Consider the following 17,241-nt stretch of genomic DNA (forward strand, 5'->3'; position numbering starts at 1 on the left):
ATAGTTATTTAACGATGTTAATTTTAATATCAAGATTATCCATACTGAGCTTTTCAATAGGCTTAATGATTACAGTACGTGAAGAATTTGGTAAAAATAAATTGCCACTAATAAGATCCGCAAGTTGCTCTTTATTTAGTTTTACTGATGTCGCACCATCACTTACAAGCCACTGTGTATGACTAAGACGCGTATAACTGTTACCTGAATTATTGATGGTAATATGCCACTGTCCATCCTTTAAATTCATCTTTTCAACAGCTAAATTGGGTTTAGCATTGGCAGGTACAACATTAATCAAGGTATTGAAATTGACAGCCATACTGACTTGTGAAGCCGCTTGACCCTCTATATTCACGGGTACTTGTCGAAAACCAACACTGTATGCTTCAGATTGGGTAATATCAGGTTTTCCTAAATATCGCACCATCACAGCTTGCGAGCGTCCAGGCTTTAGCACTGCCGTCACCGGAATAATAAGTAAATCATCATCAGCGGGAATATATTCAACTTGACCTGATGCATTAATAATTAATTTTAGCGCCACCATTTCAACAGTTAAAGACTCACTATCATTGTTTTCAAGGCGCAAACTTAACTGAGCGTTTTTACCTATAGGCGCCATTTCTGCCACCATGGGTTGTACTTTATAAGCATTCGCGACTGGCGCTAACAACATTGTTGAAATACATACTAAAGCCAACAAACCAATACTATTACTTTTTATCATTTTTCACTTCCAAATAAATAGAATTAAACATGAGAGAGCTTGGCTCTCCCATGTTTTATTGACGTAATATCAATTAGTTTGCCGCATCAATTTGTACTGTTAGCGTATCTGAATAACCACCAGACCACATTGCTCCACCAGTTGTTGCAAATGATAATGTTGCAACTGCACCACCTAATAAGCCACCCGCTGAATAACTAGCATCAGTGTTGAATCCGTTTGTTCCAACACCACCTGGTGCAGCAAGCACTAGATCAGTGTATGAAGGAATCGATAAAGTCGCGGTATAAGGAAGAGACTGATCTTCTGCATCATCTGACTCTAAGCCACCTTCAGCACTGATCATTTGAATAGAAGCACCATCAACATCATTACACTCAACACCAAATGTAATATCAGACGCAGTAGCCGCGCTCGATACGATACCAAAATCGTTCAATTGAGTATTTAGACCTGTAACTTCACAAACTGCTGGCACATAGCCAACTAACTGAACATCACCGGCATTAGCTGCGCTTGCGAAAAGTGCTGTTAAAGATGCCGCAATTAAAGTAATCTTTCTCATTGTAAAACTCCTTGTAATATTTAAGATTGGTTTTTTACTTCGCCGACCGGTTCTTACCAACTGGTCGGCAACATTCTCCTCCTGGAGAAATTCATTAAATCCCCTGCATCGTAATATTGGGATAAACCTCAATATGCAGAACATCATTATATTGTCCGGCGAACACCAACGCTTCAGGCAAGCTAATATCTAAACTAGCTGATGTAGTGAATGGAATCTCTTCCCCTGCACTAAACCTTTTTTCTTGCTCTATTTCAACGCTATTGGCGGTCATTCTAAATTGTATCGATTCAATTTTTAGCTCTATGTCATAAGCTGCTACAACGGCACTTTCGCCCTCAGTGTGACTTAACTTCAACCCACCATTTTCAGAACGTAGTGCAACCATCATTGTTTGATTGCAATCTATTGCAATATTCGCGGTATGCGCTAATTGCTGACTAAAATCGAAACTTGAGCTTGCCGGTATTGTTATCTCACATTTATCTTCGATGACACCTGAAAGAGCTAACGTGAGAGATTCTTCAGCCTCTGTGGCTGTAATACCGCAAACACTGTGTAAAAAGAGGAAAACAGCGGTATATTTAACAAAACGCATATTCCTTATTTTTACACTCATATTAATATCCCTATTTCGTAGGTTCGAATTCGATAATGTTTAAACCGTCCGACCTATTCAATTTATGGCAGTAATTATTGCAGCAATGCCGATTAAGACAATATGAATTCAAGCATGAAGTTTGAGGTAAGCATTCATACTAACCAATTTTTCCCTCATACTTTCTCATACTTCCTCAGTCTTAATTTACTTACAAATAAAACTAACGACTTATTAATAGTGTGAATATGCGGAATTAATAATCCAAACAGACTTATTTTAGAATGGTTTAGTATGAGGCTAACAAAGATAATAATGAGTAGCGGCGTTGAGTTAATACGTGTAGTACACTGCTACCGAACCTCTAGATTAGCCAGCTATGATCTGGATGGGTGAGATGTATTAGTTCGAGGTGGTAATCTTTTTTGAAAATGGCGTGAATACTTTTAAAATGGCGTAAGATTTTTTAAAAAGACGAAAAGATTATGGCGAGTGATTTATATTTGATGAATACCATTCAATCACATATTAATCATCAATGACTGGCTAAACAGGTTTTATTGCGCCCTGTATTCTTGGCATTGTATAAAGCATCGTCTGATAATTTTAAAAGCATGTCAAAATCGACTTCTTCAAGCTTACGGGTGACAACTAAACCAATACTGACAGTAATATTAATGTCATCTATTGATGTTGTTTCAATCATTGTTCTTATTTTTTCGCTTAATTTGAGCGCTTGTTCCACATCGACATCTTGCAGTAAAATCACGAACTCTTCACCACCTACCCTTGCCAGTATATCGTTCGCACGTAACTCTTGAGTGAACATTTCAGCAATACTGGTTAATACCAGATCGCCTTTTTGATGCCCATAGGTATCATTTACCTTCTTGAAAAAATCCACATCTATAGAAAGTAGTGCAAAGGTTGATAAGGTTCGGGTCACTTGATAAATCACTTTATTAACTTGAGCTTGTAGTTCTCGTCGGTTTAATAATCCCGTCAATGGATCTGTTGTTGCGAGGTCAAATAACGCTTGTGATTGCTGTTCCAGTTTTTCGTTGGCTTTTAATAGCTCACTATGCAGCTTATCTCTGTTGGCACACATATAAAGTGACCAATAAGACTCGCCTTGTTGGCCCAATTTAATATTGGCTACCACAGGTATTTTTTGGCCATTATCGCCAATCCAGGTTATCTGTACTTCTTGTACTTCTGATTCATTGATAAGCAATGGGTAAATGTAACTATCAATAAAAATATTAGAGGCTTTGCTAATATATTCAGAAATTGAACTCTCAACTAATTGCGCTTCTGTTTTGTCACTTAAGTTACAAATATAGGCATTACAAAAGGTAATTTTTCTATGTTTGTTAACGATTAAATGCCCTGAACAAAAGTTATCAAGTTCTTGCAAGTTGCCTTGGGTCATATTGCTATGACTCAATAAACTTGATAACTGCTGGCATAATGTCTTGATGATTTGTCATGTGCAAACAATGACCTTCTGCTTCGACAATAATCAGTTCGCTATCAGCTATATTATCAGCCATGTATTGCCCAACACTGACACTAGCCAATGCATCTGAGGAGCTCTGTAATATCTGAACTGGACAAGATATATTTTTCAGCATGTCACGATGATCAGAAAAGAAGGTCGCTTTAGCAAAAGTTTTGGCCACTACAGGGTCAGTACTACAAAAACTGCCAGATAATTCACCAATAAGTTCTTGTGATTGCGATGTACCCATCACCAGTGGCGCTAAATAATTGGCCCAACCAATGTAATTTTTATCCATCAGTTCTATTAACTCTTCTAAGTCACTCCTATCAAAACCCCCTTCATATTCTGGAGGGAAATTTAAAAAACATGGTGATGGACAAACCATAATGATTTTATTGATGATTTGAGGTATTTCTATGGCTGCAATAGACGCAATAATGGAGCTAACAGAGTGAGCAAAAACAGTGACATCTTTTAATTTAAGCTCAGCGATAATATCAATGATGTCTTTGGCATAGCCTTCTAGGCTTGAGTATTGCTCTTTTGAATAATCAGTTAATAAAGAGTTACCTGAACCGACGTAATCAAATAATACGATTTGATAGTGCGCTTCTAAAGACGGTAAGAGAAAACGCCACATATTTTGATCACAGCCAAATCCATGTGCCAGCAATAAGGTAGGTGCATTATTTTTACCTAGCACTTTGACATTGTTGCGTTTTGTTACCATATCCATATTAATAAATTCCTGGTCGATGTGAGCTTACGACTAAATGAAGATTAATTATATTAACCTACTTTATAGGCTCCTAGGTAATAAAAAACCAAGTAACAAAGGAACCATAAAGTATTGCTTGAAAGTACTTTAACTGGAGAGACTCACTTTCCCTTTTTAAAGCTCTTTAAGCAGCTTTTTAATCTCTCCATAACAGCCCAGTGAAACTGATGAATAATGATTAAGCTTAAATAGACAACACAATTTTACCGACATGATTTTTTTGTATAAATGCTTGTTGTGCAGCATTAATATCAACCAAGGGGAAAGTCTTAGCCACTAATGGTTTTATTTTTCCTTGCTCGATATAGGTTATTAATTTTGCAAATACTTCTGAATTAAGCACAGTACAACCAAAAAAGCTCAGATCTTTTAAATACAAGGTACTCACATCGAATTCAACTAATGCGCCACCAATGGCCCCAGAAACGGCATAACGACTTCCTGGTTTTAATAAATGTAAAAACTGCGGCCACTGCTTACCTGCCACCAAATCAATAACGACATCAATGCTATTTTCACCTAATGTTGCAACCAATTCGGCCTCCCGATCGATAACTCGATCAGCCCCCAATGATAACAACTGTTGATTTTTACTTGGGCTAGTAATCGCAATAACATACGCGCCACGGGCCTTGGCAAGTTGAACTGCCGCAGAGCCCACACCACCTGAAGCGCCAGAAATTAGAACTCTGTCCTTATATGTAACATTGGCACGGGTTAGCATATTCTCAGCCGTCGAATATGAACAAGGAAATGACGCTAATTCAATATCAGACAAGTTACTGTTTATCGCATATGCATGTTTAGCCGCTACTCTGGTATATTCAGCAAAACCCCCATCACATTCAGATCCAAAATACCAAGGTGACACTAATGCTTGGTCATTGGCATGATTGAGGCATGGTTCTACTAGCACGCGTTCGCCGATTCGTTTTTGACACACGTTCTCACCCACCGCCACGATAATGCCACAAACATCAGCCCCTTGAATTCGCGGAAAAACTAAAGCATTACCAGACCAACTAGCGTCTGATGTCACACCATCATGTTTTGAATACCAGGCTTCACGAGTATTAATATCGGTATTGTTGACACCCGCAGCAGAAACACGAATTAATACATCATCTAAACCCGGTAAAGGCACTGGAATATCATCACGATATTGAAGCATTTCAGCACTGCCATGCCCTAGTAATTGGACACCTTTCATGTGTTTAGGCATGTTTGTAATCATGATTTGTTCTCCAATTTAGGCTGTTCTAACAGCGTTAATAACGTCTGTCTAGCAGACATCACAGCTTGATGACCTAAGATCGGCCATGCGCTTGAAACACCTTCATGGAGTAAAAATAGCGCAGTAGAAAGATCGTCTCTTTGACTTTGTTGACCTAAGAATTGCTCAACTTCAATTTTATGCTGTTTTACCGCCGAACCAATGAATGCATTATCTGGAAAAGCAGCTATCGCATTCATTGAAAGACAGCCATGTGGCGCATATTCTTTCATCCATTGTTCTAAGCGATCAAAAATATACAGAACAGCGGCTGCACCACATGATGGCGCGTCATAAAGTAAAAAAGAAAGGTATCTTTGATGACGATATTGCAAGGCAGCAACTATCATCACTTCTTTAGATGGGTAATGTTTATACAGAGTTCTTAAGCTAACATTACATGCTGTTCTAAGTTTTGACACACTCGGTTCAGCAAAACCGTAAAGACTGAATGCCTCTTCAAGGCTCGCGGCAATTTGTTCTTTAAACATAATAACTCAACGGGTAGAATGAATACTCTACCCGATAGTAGAGTATTCATTCTACCCATGTCAATTAACTTACTTTATTTTGAGAAGTACCTCATCAGATTTGCATTTAAGATCACACACATAATTTGTGAATGTAGCTGTTATAAAAATGATGTTGAATAATCACTTCATCGTTCGAAGGCAAGACGTCACAGAAATAACTAGCCTTGCAGAGACAAACCTGGTTCACTCATCTTTTAAACAGCAATTTTGAAATACTGGTTTCGCTATATAAGCTTTCGTTATAACAGCTTTGAAAATTATAAAGGTGGATCGACTCTATCTGACACGGAAGTGTTTACACGAAACCAACCGGCAATGGAGTATCTATCTCGTTTAGCAGCCAGTACTTCATGTGGAAACTCTTCACTTAAAAAAGTCACAATAGTACCAAGTAAAGGCACCACTTTAGTGCCCTCTTTGTCATGTTCATTCTGATACAAAACCAACTCGCCACCATCATTAGGTGCCCAGTTAGTATTAAAATAAACTACCACCGACAATACCCTATTTGATTCTCCTCTAAAGGCATCATAATGTCGTTTGTAGTAATCACCAGGTCCATAATGAGCAAAATGACTTTCAAACGAGAATAACCCTAAAAATAAACGTCTATTGAGGAAAGTCTGTAAGTTGCCAGTCCAGTTTAACCAGTCACAACACGCATCGGAATCATTGGTAATCCAACTGATGGCATCAGTTCTTACAAACTCATTTTTTAAATACTCACCACCTCGGCCGATACCAGCATCATTAAACTTATCAACTTCCAATGCTTGTTGATGGTTATAAAGAGTATTCGCTAATCCTTCAGGTAATGCTGTAGGCCTGATACTGTATCCACGTTCTTGGATATCTTGTGCAATGAGTGCGAAAAGTGATTCATCGATTGAATTACTCCCGTCCACTGAATCTATTTTAGTGATGGCTACCAAAGTAGTGACCTTTTGTAATAGAAATAATCGCATATTTCTAAAATTAACAATGAATAATAAATAGACATGATGACAGCCTAAGACAATTGCAGAACATGTGTCGTAGGAGTGCTAGAAGCCAAAGTATCTGAGATGTGGAATGTGAAGATGTGGATATGTGTTACGGAACGCTGCAAGCGCTCTTATAGAACCTGAAACGGATATGTATGAGCATAGTGACAGGGTTAAAGAGAAAAGATAGCTATATCGTATAGTTAAAAACAATTGAACTTGGCTAAAAGGTGAATTACCGCAGTTAATAACAATAGTATTATGCTCATTTACTGCGTTTTCTAGCGACATAATGATCCGCAGTTTTATAATGGCTATATTTTAAAGGATGTAAATCAAACAATACCACTAACATAATCACAATTGTCTAAGAGCACGTTAAAGCATTTCATACATCCATCCGTTAATTAATCAAACTAACTTATCATTGTACTCTGATACAAAGCATTCGATTGATACTTTATCGATAGGTTTACTGAACAAGAACCCTTGGGCTTCATGACACCCTGCCTCGGTAAGGAAATTGACCTGCTCTTTTGTTTCGACCCCTTCTGCAATGACGATTAATCCCATAGCTGTACCCAATGCGATAACCGCTTTAGCTATTGCCATATCATCTGGGTCTTCGGGGATATCACGCACAAAGCTCTGATCAATTTTTAATTTATTAATCGGCAGTTTTTTTAGATAACTAAGAGATGAGTAACCCGTTCCAAAATCATCAATGGATAACATCACCCCCAGATTCCTAATTTCTTCCATTTGTTCTATCGCTTTATCTGTCTGCTGCATGATGTAACTTTCGGTAACTTCCAACTCAAGCATTTCTGCGGGTAAATCAGTTTCAATTAATATTGTTTGCACCAGCTGAACAATATTACCGCGCTTAATTTGTGGACCGGCGATATTAACCGCAATACTGCCAAAATTAACCCCACGATCAAGCCAATCTTTTGCCTGAGTACAAGCAGTACGTAAAACCCACTCGCCTATTTCGATGATTAAACCCGTCTCTTCAGCAAGAGGGATAAAATTAGCCGGTGAAACTAAACCTAATGTAGGGTGATTCCAGCGAATCAACACTTCCAGACCGATAATGGTGTTTGTACTTAACTCAAATTGTGGTTGGTAATGCAGGTAAAACTCATCATTGTTAATCGCCTGGCGTAAACTATTTTCTAAAAGCACACGCTCAAATGCATTGTTCGTCATTTCACTGGTATAAAATTTATAAGAATTTCGACCAAACCCTTTTGCTTGATACATGGCGGCATCTGCATTACGCAGTAATTCTGATGAGTCGTTAGCATCTTGGGGGAAAAGGCAAATTCCCATACTGGCGGTGACATTCACATGATGCTCTTGAAGCGAAAACCTTTTTTGAAAAACATTTAATAGTTTTTCTGCCGTAATAACCACATCTGATGCTTGATGAATATCTTCTAATAAAATAATAAATTCATCACCACTAATCCGTGATACTGAATCATTATCACGCACTGAACTTAATAATCGTCTGGCGGTTTCTTGCAACAACAGATCACCAATGGCATGGCCAAAACTATCGTTAACTATTTTAAAATTATCTAGGTCGAAAAAAATGACGGCAATTAATGATTTGCGTCTGTTTGCTCTTTTAATCGCAAGTTCAAGAAATACATTAAGTAATAACCTGTTAGGAAGCCCTGTCAAAGCATCATGATGTGCTAAATGATAGAGCTTTTCTTCAGAGCTTTTAATCTTACTGATATCAGAAAAAACACCGACATAATGAGTCAGATTACCGTGGTCATCATTGATACTACTAATATTAAGTAATTCCGGATAAACGCTGCCATCTTTGCGACGATTCCAAATCTCACCAGTCCATTGACCCGTTGCTGAAATCGTTTTCCACATCTCTTTATAAAAATCTTTACCTTGTCTACCAGAACTTAAAATATGTGGATTTTTCCCAATAACATCTTGAGCCTCATAACCTGTCAATAGACAAAATGCTTGATTCACGTCGATAATAATCCCTTTATCTGACGTTATCATTACCCCTTCACTGGTATTTTTGTATACAGCAGCTGATAGTCGCTGCTTTTCTTCATCTCTTTTTCTATTAGTAATATCTTGTAGAATTCCCACTAATTTTGACGGTTTATCAGAGTCGTCATTTTCACGTTCTGCTTTACAGTAAAGCCAAGCTTCATCGCCGTTAGGTTTTGAAACACGATATTCAATTTCGCATAGACTACCGAGTGCCACAGTATTATTCAAAGACGATTCGACTTTATGCCAATCATCAGGGTAAATAATATCTTTTATTAATACCGGACCTGTATCGGGTATGTCGTTGGTACCAAGAATATTATGGATCTCTGGTGACCATTTGCCTTTAAAAGATGATAAGTCAATTTGCCAACTGCCCATTTTACCAATGGTTTCAGCTTGCAAAAGCTGCTTTTGCTTTATCTTAATTTTCTCTTCAGCATTTTTTCGTTGGCTAATATCCTGCACAACAGCAATGAGGTTATAGGGATGTTCATCTACTTTCCATGGGGATGACAGAGCCAATTCAGCCCAGACATAATAGCCATCTTTGTGTAGGTATCTTTTTTGAATAGCAACTTCATGTGACTCATTGTTAATCACTTTTTCTATATAATCCAAACCACTTTGTAGATCATCTGGGTGAGTTAACTCACTAAATTTTTTGCCGTTTAATATTTCTTCTTCGCTATAGCCAAGCATGTCGCAAAGGCGTTGGTTGATTCGAATAAATTCTCCATTTGAAGTATTGATAAGTGCCACACCAACGGCGGCTTGTTCAAATATGGTACGGAAACGTTGTTCACTTATTTCAAGAGATTTTTTTGATGCAAATTCAGCTGACACATCACGAATTACGCATACAAATTGATTATTGATGGCTATTTTGTTTACCCTAGCCTCAAAGTGAATCACTTCATTGTTGATTATTAGTTCATAATTGAATAACAGCGTATGTTGAACTTTATCCATCAGTTCAATTTTTGATTGAAACAACAAACCTACATCAGCAGGTAAAATATCTTGCATACGCTTACCGATAAACTCATTAGGTTTAATATAAAGTTTGTCATCAGTTTGCGCTTGGTAATCTATGATGGTTCCGTCAGGCATTAAACGAAAATATATATCCGGTAAAGCTTGGAATAAGCTCTGCAGTTCTGCATGATGTTGAATTTTTTCTATCTGAGCTTGCTTGACTTCAGTCACATCTTGAACAATACCGGCCATGACTCTAGCTTTACCATTAGCATCTATTTCATGGCCACCTAACGCCCATATCCATCGTATCTCGCCATTTTTAGTTAAAATACGACATTCAATACTCCAGTTTGACTCGTGCTGGATAGCATATTGAAATTTTTCGTCGACCTCCATTCTATCTTCTTCTATTACATGCTCAAGAAAGGTTGCATATGTCCAATCAGGTAATAATGATTCATATCCAAATATTTGATCATGCTTAAGAGAGCGCATGGAGGTACCATCAACAAGGTTGAGTTCCCAGCTGCCAATATCACTATGCTCTAGAATAAAATTTAAGCGGGTTTCGCTTTCGAGTGTTTTATTTTCAAAAAGACGGCGAGTGGTGATATCAATTGCTTGAATAATGAAGCCACTTAATTGGCCATTGTCAGGATTGAAAATGGCCGTTGTCGATGCGTCAGCAATATGCGTTGAGCCGTCTTTAACCTGAAACGTATCTACTGTGATGACAGGATCTTTTTGATTAGAGGCTTCTTCTAAACGTTGCTTCCAAATCTGTTCCCATTCAGGAAAATTACACCATGCGGGTGATTTCCAGAATAATTTGCCGACATAATCCTCCCTAGTCACTCCTTGAGACGATAGCGCAAATTCATTTATGTCTAACACACGGCCTTCTGGTGAAAGAATAGCCATGAATTGGAACTGCTGATTAAATACCTTTTCAAACAGCAAATTTGAGTCATCGAGAACTTGATAACAAGATGAATTTGATAAGTTTAATTTCATGTTTTTAGTATTGTCTAAATTTGTCACTTTTGACAGTATAAAGTTACATAAATTTAACACGTGTTAGTTTTTACGCTGGCTAGAATCTACATTACTAGGACTGAACTGAGAGCAACTAAACTGACAACATTTATACTGCGGCTACAGAAATGAAAGCCGTTACGTTGAATGCCGCATCACGATTGTTTCGAAATAGTGACACCAATGAGCGCTGACTACTGCCACTTTTTTGCCTAAAGATTAAATAGCCTCTATCAGTGTTAATATTAAATATAAAAAAGCCAGCTACTTACGCAGCTGGCCTTTGTTTTAAAACAAAAACGGAATGAGTAAAATCAGATAATTGTTAATAATCGGCATATATCATGTGCCGCAAGTAAATCATTTACTGTGGTCTTTTTACCGGTTCAATTTTGGGTATCATAATCCAAACTGCAGCGATAGCAATTACAGCTAAAGATGCACCAATCACAAACGCTGGCGTATAGTTACCATCAGCCGTTAGATAAGGTACCAGTGCCGTTAACCCTAAAGCTCCCAATTTGGCTGCCATACCAGAAAACCCAGCCAATGTTCCAACGGCTTTTTTACCAAATAAATCACTTGGCAGTGTTTGTACATTACCAATCGCAGTTTGGAATCCAAATAAGATAACCGCCATAATCATTACTGCAGTTGTTGGGCCGCCGGGATTTGCCATCATTAATAGCGCAGGCAGCATGATCAAACACCCAAGAGTAATAGTAAGCTTACGAGTTTTATTTGTGGTCCAGCCAGACTTTAAGCGGTTTTGTGCAAGCAAGCCACCAAACCAAGCGCCAAGCATTGCACCTACATAAGGTACCCAGCCATATAAACCAATGGATTTAACATCCATTCCATAAACTTCATTGAGATAAATCGGGATCCAAAAGACAAACAACCACCAAATTGGATCAATAGCAGCGGAAGCGATTATAACGCCCCAGCTTTGCTTATGAGAAAGTAATTGACCCGTCGTTGGATTGTATTCATCTTCTTCAGCAGTATCTTCAGTATCAGTAGACTTCTGACCGGTTAAAATATATTCACGTTCTTCATCGGTAATCCAAGGGTGAGACTTAGGCGGCGCTTTAACCAATATAATCCACGGAATTAACCATAATAAGCCCACTAAACCAATAATAACGAATACCATTTTCCAGCTAAAGAACACTGTCATATAAGCAACCAGAGGAATCGCGATAATTCCGCCAATAGCAGCCCCCGAGTTAAAAATCCCTTGAGCTAATGCACGTTCTTTAGTTGGAAACCAATCTGCATTACTTTTAGCAGCACCCGGCCAGTTACCCGCTTCGGCTAAACCTAAAATTGCGCGAAAAAAGCTAAAACTCAGCATACCCTGAGCAAAAGCATGGGCTGCAGTAGCTAGTGACCAAACACCAATAGACAGAACAAAACCTAAACGTGTTCCAATCCAGTCGAATATTTTACCGAATATTGCTTGACCGAAAGCATAAGAAAGTATGAAAACAATAGAGATATTGGCATAAATCTGTTTACGTTCTAAAGCCGATTTGTCTGGGAATATATCTTCTACAATATCAGGCCAAAGTACACTCAGTGCTGAACGATCAATGTAGTTAATGACAGTAGCTAGGGCGATTAACAGTACGACCCACCAGCGAAGGTTATTTATTTTCATGTTAATCCCTCAATAAAGTCTTCTCTTGCAGGACTGAACGTATCAATCAATATCCCACCCGTTGGACACGTAGCCCCATGATCAGCATGAGGTGGAATCATACAACTATCACCAGCTCTTAAGATTTTAGTTACGCCGTCAATATTAAAGTGAAACTCCCCTTCAACAACATATGTCACCTGAGAATGCCTATGGGCATGATTGTATCCAATCGCACCTTTATCAAACCAGATTTTAACCGCCATTAGCTCGTTATTAAATCCGAGCATCTGACGCTTAAGGCCGCCGCCGATATCTTCAATTTCCGTTTCATTTCCAAATGAAAAATGTTCACTTTGTTTCATTTTGACTCCTACTGCGTAACTTTTAGTAACTGGTATCTACTGTTAAGCGTAACGATGATAAGAAACACTATTATTTTTTGTTTACCAAACTGCACTTGGTTCACTTTGTTAAATCGGTAACTTGGTTTAATCGGTTCTACTTGTTATAACACTGACAACATCAATATATTGATAAGTGTTTAAATCTTTACTTAAAAATATAAAGAATATAAAACCTTTAACTTCAAACCCTTACGTAACAGTTTTCATATTTATTATTTGAGTATCATATTTTCACTAAAAAAGTTGAAACTTAAAAATATGAATACAATCATTATCCTGAATAGAAACTAACCAATACCAACACATCTTGTCAACCTATTTGTATTACCAATTTAACATTTATTCTTCATTATTATATTACCAATAGATTTGTAACAATTTAGACGACTGAAAAGCATTAAGTTAATCACCTATAAAGCAATGGCTTGCCAAAAAAAGCTTAGTCACTTTACACTCAAGTCTTTAGTAAAAAGTTAACGAGTGCTCTATCACTCAGCGCTCAACTTTAAATATCTATTAGCACCTTCGACATGAATCCGTTCTAGCACCAGTTCATTGTGCATTAATAGATTCTCCACCATGGGCACGATAAGTGCCTAACAACTGATACTCGTTACATATAAAATCTAAATTTCAGAAGGAGAAAATATGGTGTATGAATCTGAAAAATAATGTTTTTATACAAGGTTTTTATTATTTAAAAGAAATAAGTGAGTTGATAAATCCTTTTACAAAAATTTACTGACTATCTAGAGCTCACGGTGATATTCATAAAAATCCAGGGATAACATTGGTTCAGGCCATATTCAGCTCGTTGATACATCTAAATAATTAAGTATTTAAATTGCCACTATTCACAGCCCAGCTACAAAAGCCCATAGAATTAAGCCGACACTCAGCCCATAACGCCTCTCCGATAGCGACACCTAATAGCCAATACAATAAAACAGTAACTGGTAATAGAACTAAAAGTATTTGGTAATAACCAATTGCATTACCAAGAGATGTGTTATATAAATGTTATGACTGGTTAAAACAACAGCAATTGGTAATACAAAAATATAACAACTAATAAATCTCTTGGGGGGATATATGAAGCTCAATAAAATAAGCGCAATGTTTAGTGACGCTAAAAGCAAGTCCACTAATATCACTATATTTGGTGCAACGTTAACAGCCATATTAAGCATGCCAGCTTTAGCAGCGGAACCTGTTGAACAAGCTAGCGCAGAAACAAATGATATTGAAGTCATAGCAGTCCGAGGTATATTTGGTAGTTTAAAAGCGGCAAATTTATTAAAGCGAACTGATGACCGTATTGTTGATGCAATTGTTGCTGAAGATATTGGTAAATTACCTGACAACAACATCGCTGAAGCACTACAACGTATCACTGGTGTTTCAATTGCTTCTGATTTCGGTGTGGGCGAATCAGTAACAATCCGCGGTGTCTCAGAAAACCTAATTCTTTTGAATGGTCGTTCTACTGCAGGACCAGGCCGTGGCGGTATTAACTTATCTGACTTCCCTTCAAGTTTCTTAAAAACAGTAGAAGTAATCAAATCCCCTACCCCTGAGATGATTGAGGGTGCTTTAGGCGGTACAGTGAATATGAAGACAGTTCGCCCTCTCGAACTGACAGAACCCCTTGTCGCAATCACCCTCGACGGTGAGTATGCAGATAAAACAGAAAATGTAGCGCCTAAATTTACATTAGGTATTGGTGATAATTGGGATTTAGGGAGTGCAGGTACTTTTGGTGCATCTGCTAACTTATCTTACCTAGATCGTGAACTTCGCCGTGATGAATACTTCAACAAAGTTGATTTACAAGACAATATCGATATTGATGGTGACGGTAATGTAGACGACTCTGGTGGACCAAATGGTAAGTACCTGCGTAAGACTCAAACCACCGCAGAACAAAAAACAGAACAACGCGAACGCACAGCATACGGTATTTCACTACAGTGGGAACCAGAAAGTGCTGAAGCCAATATATATGTAGATTTCAATGGAACTGAACTTGATGGTGGCCAATCAGCTTATTCAATTCTTGATGTTGGCGGTAGCGCAGTAGCAAGAGATGACTCTTACTATGATGGAAATGGCCAGCTGAACAATAATGATCTTGATGGCGTGCTTGTAATTCCAAAAACCTGGAGTGACTTTACGACATCTGAATCAACTTCCCATGCAATTGGTGGTGAATGGTTTATCACTGATAATATTGAACTTTCAGCTGAGTACTCATTATCAAAGTCTAAAGAAAAGCAAACAGCGAACGAATTTAACCTGCGTCCTATTGAACGTACAGACCCGACCTTAGACCTTACTACTCATACTAGTACAAGTAGTTTTTACAGCGGAAGTGGTATCCCTGGTTACACTTATGCTGACAGTGGTATGTTGACTAACCCAGACAACTTAGTGTTCCGTGAGTTTTTCCATAAAACCTTAGAAACAGACAATGAAGAGCAAGCATTACGCTTTGACTTTAAAATCACAGATATCGGTGTAGATTTTGTTTCAGCGGTAAAAGCCGGTGTGCGTTTTACTGACAGAGATTACTCTGCAAACCGTTTTGATCTAAAACCTAATGGCAACACGCTTAAAGATTCATATAAAAAAGCAACCAATGCTGACGGTTTATACAGTCCAATTTGGATTGATAACCCACTGCTTAGCGATAGCATGAAAACCGTGAACATGAATAACTCATTCGACCAAACAGGTGTTGCCGGTCAAAATGACATGCTGACTTATAATGTTTATGACGCTGATCGTTTACAAAACACTGAAGAAACATATGCATTAGTACAACAGATGCTTATGGGTACGTCTTATGCAATGGATGGCTCTTTAGCTGATAACATGGCCGAAGACAGCAGTGCTTATAAAGAAATATCTGAGAAAACAAGTGCGATATACGCTCAATTCCATTTAGACTTTGATGATTTAACAGCCGTTATTGGCGGACGTTATATTCAAACAGAATTAGAATCAAGTGTTGTTGATTCAATTGATGCTAACGGCAATAAAGTACTTGATACGGGTAAAAATGATTACTCTGATTTCTTACCTAGCTTAAACGTCACATATACCCTTACTGAAGAAACATTAATGCGTTTTGCTGCTGCTAAAGTAATGCGTCGCGCAGACTTTGATGAACTAAGCCCCTCATTAACAATAGATAACTCATTAGTAACAGGTACTCAGGGCTCTTACGAGCTAGAACCTTATCGTGTTACTCAGTATGACCTTTCGATAGAACACTACTTTGCTGACGGTGGTATTGTCTCTGCAGCACTTTTCTACAAAGATGTTAATTCATTTACCCAAACAGACAGCAGCTGCTTAGCGGATTCAAGCACTGTTTCAGGCCAAAACACCACAGAGTGGGGTAATATTTGTTTACTTGATTCTGCAGGTCAAAGCCAAGGTGATGTGAACTTTGCAACAGAGTCTCAAGGCTTAGCTTATGTCGATACTCAAAAAGCTGCAGGCCAAACAGGTATTGTTATTGATACCGACGTTAATGGCGGTAGTGGTAGTGTTCAAGGTTTGGAATTAGGTTACCAACAACAATTTAGTTCATTACCTGGTTTATGGTCTGGTTTCGGTGTCAACGCAAACTATACCTATGCGGATAGTGAACAACCAGATGGCAACCCATTGTTGAACATCTCGGAAAATACCGCGAATGGACAACTATACTGGGAAAATGAAGGTCTTCAGTTCCGTTTAGCTTACAACTGGCGCGATCGCTATTTATATTCTCAAGCAGAGAAACGCGTTCAGACAGTTGGCGCTCTAGGTTATAACGTTTTCAACCAGAATGACCCAACATCTGAAAATTATGACGCAACTGTAGGTAATAACTATCGTGAAGCCCGTGGACAGTTAGATTTTTCTGCAAGTTGGGATATCAACGAATACTTCACCGTTGTGGGTAATGTCGTTAACTTAACTGGTGAACCAATTGAATACACGACTGAACTAGGTTCAGTATGGAAATACAGTGAAGCGGATCGTCGTTACACTGTAGGTGTTCGCGCTAAGTTCTAACCCCAATAGAGCCTATCTAAGCTGATAGGCTCTTTTTATTTAACGATAAGTTATTTGCTTTAGAGAATTTATGTTTATTCACAACACGCTAGCTGTGTTGACTGCCA

12 protein-coding genes are annotated in these 17,241 nt (G+C 38.2%); 1 reads left to right on the plus strand and 11 read right to left on the minus strand.

Going from position 1 to position 17,241, the window contains the following annotated elements; translation table 11 throughout:
• Positions 1 to 4: 4 nt before the first annotated feature.
• The 11 genes from FPK91_RS03870 to FPK91_RS03920 all read right to left on the minus strand — a co-directional run bounded on the left by FPK91_RS03870 (position 5) and on the right by FPK91_RS03920 (position 13,024).
• Entirely contained in the window at positions 5 to 730 is a 726-nt protein-coding gene (locus FPK91_RS03870) for a fimbrial biogenesis chaperone (RefSeq protein WP_144208246.1), read from the minus strand.
• A 73-nt stretch (positions 731 to 803) separates the two neighbouring features.
• Complete coding sequence (locus FPK91_RS03875) at positions 804 to 1,295, minus strand: hypothetical protein (RefSeq protein WP_144208249.1); 492 nt, start codon at positions 1,293 to 1,295, stop codon at positions 804 to 806.
• A gap of 94 nt (positions 1,296 to 1,389) precedes the next feature.
• Positions 1,390 to 1,914: a hypothetical protein gene (locus FPK91_RS03880; protein ID WP_144208252.1), complete on the minus strand. Its 525-nt coding sequence runs from the start codon at positions 1,912 to 1,914 to the stop codon at positions 1,390 to 1,392.
• A 514-nt stretch (positions 1,915 to 2,428) separates the two neighbouring features.
• A complete protein-coding gene (locus FPK91_RS03885; RefSeq protein WP_144208255.1) occupies positions 2,429 to 3,325 on the minus strand; it encodes a sensor domain-containing diguanylate cyclase in 897 nt (298 codons plus the stop codon).
• Between the two features lie 4 nt (positions 3,326 to 3,329).
• Positions 3,330 to 4,133: an alpha/beta fold hydrolase gene (locus tag FPK91_RS03890; RefSeq protein ID WP_144208258.1), complete on the minus strand. Its 804-nt coding sequence runs from the start codon at positions 4,131 to 4,133 to the stop codon at positions 3,330 to 3,332.
• A 226-nt stretch (positions 4,134 to 4,359) separates the two neighbouring features.
• Positions 4,360 to 5,409: an alcohol dehydrogenase family protein gene (locus FPK91_RS03895; RefSeq protein WP_144208261.1), complete on the minus strand. Its 1,050-nt coding sequence runs from the start codon at positions 5,407 to 5,409 to the stop codon at positions 4,360 to 4,362.
• Positions 5,406 to 5,939, minus strand: a complete 534-nt coding sequence (locus FPK91_RS03900) for a TetR/AcrR family transcriptional regulator (RefSeq protein WP_144208264.1) — start codon at positions 5,937 to 5,939, stop codon at positions 5,406 to 5,408. Before FPK91_RS03900 ends, FPK91_RS03895 begins: the two co-directional genes overlap by 4 nt.
• A gap of 299 nt (positions 5,940 to 6,238) precedes the next feature.
• Positions 6,239 to 6,946 (minus strand): 2OG-Fe(II) oxygenase, encoded by a 708-nt coding sequence (locus tag FPK91_RS03905; protein ID WP_144208267.1) that lies wholly within the window; start codon positions 6,944 to 6,946, stop codon positions 6,239 to 6,241.
• 429 nt (positions 6,947 to 7,375) lie between these two features.
• Positions 7,376 to 10,996, minus strand: a complete 3,621-nt coding sequence (locus FPK91_RS03910) for a PAS domain S-box protein (protein ID WP_144208270.1) — start codon at positions 10,994 to 10,996, stop codon at positions 7,376 to 7,378.
• A gap of 385 nt (positions 10,997 to 11,381) precedes the next feature.
• Positions 11,382 to 12,680 (minus strand): MFS transporter, encoded by a 1,299-nt coding sequence (locus FPK91_RS03915; protein WP_144208273.1) that lies wholly within the window; start codon positions 12,678 to 12,680, stop codon positions 11,382 to 11,384.
• Positions 12,677 to 13,024 (minus strand): cupin domain-containing protein, encoded by a 348-nt coding sequence (locus tag FPK91_RS03920; protein WP_144208276.1) that lies wholly within the window; start codon positions 13,022 to 13,024, stop codon positions 12,677 to 12,679. Before FPK91_RS03920 ends, FPK91_RS03915 begins: the two co-directional genes overlap by 4 nt.
• Positions 13,025 to 14,158: 1,134 nt before the next feature.
• On the opposite strand from FPK91_RS03920, the gene FPK91_RS03925 reads away from it, so the two are divergent.
• Positions 14,159 to 17,134, plus strand: a complete 2,976-nt coding sequence (locus FPK91_RS03925; protein ID WP_144208279.1) for a TonB-dependent receptor — start codon at positions 14,159 to 14,161, stop codon at positions 17,132 to 17,134.
• Positions 17,135 to 17,241: the final 107 nt, after the last annotated feature.

It is taken from the genome of Shewanella donghaensis (assembly GCF_007567505.1).
Taxonomy (GTDB): Bacteria; Pseudomonadota; Gammaproteobacteria; order Enterobacterales; family Shewanellaceae; genus Shewanella; species Shewanella donghaensis.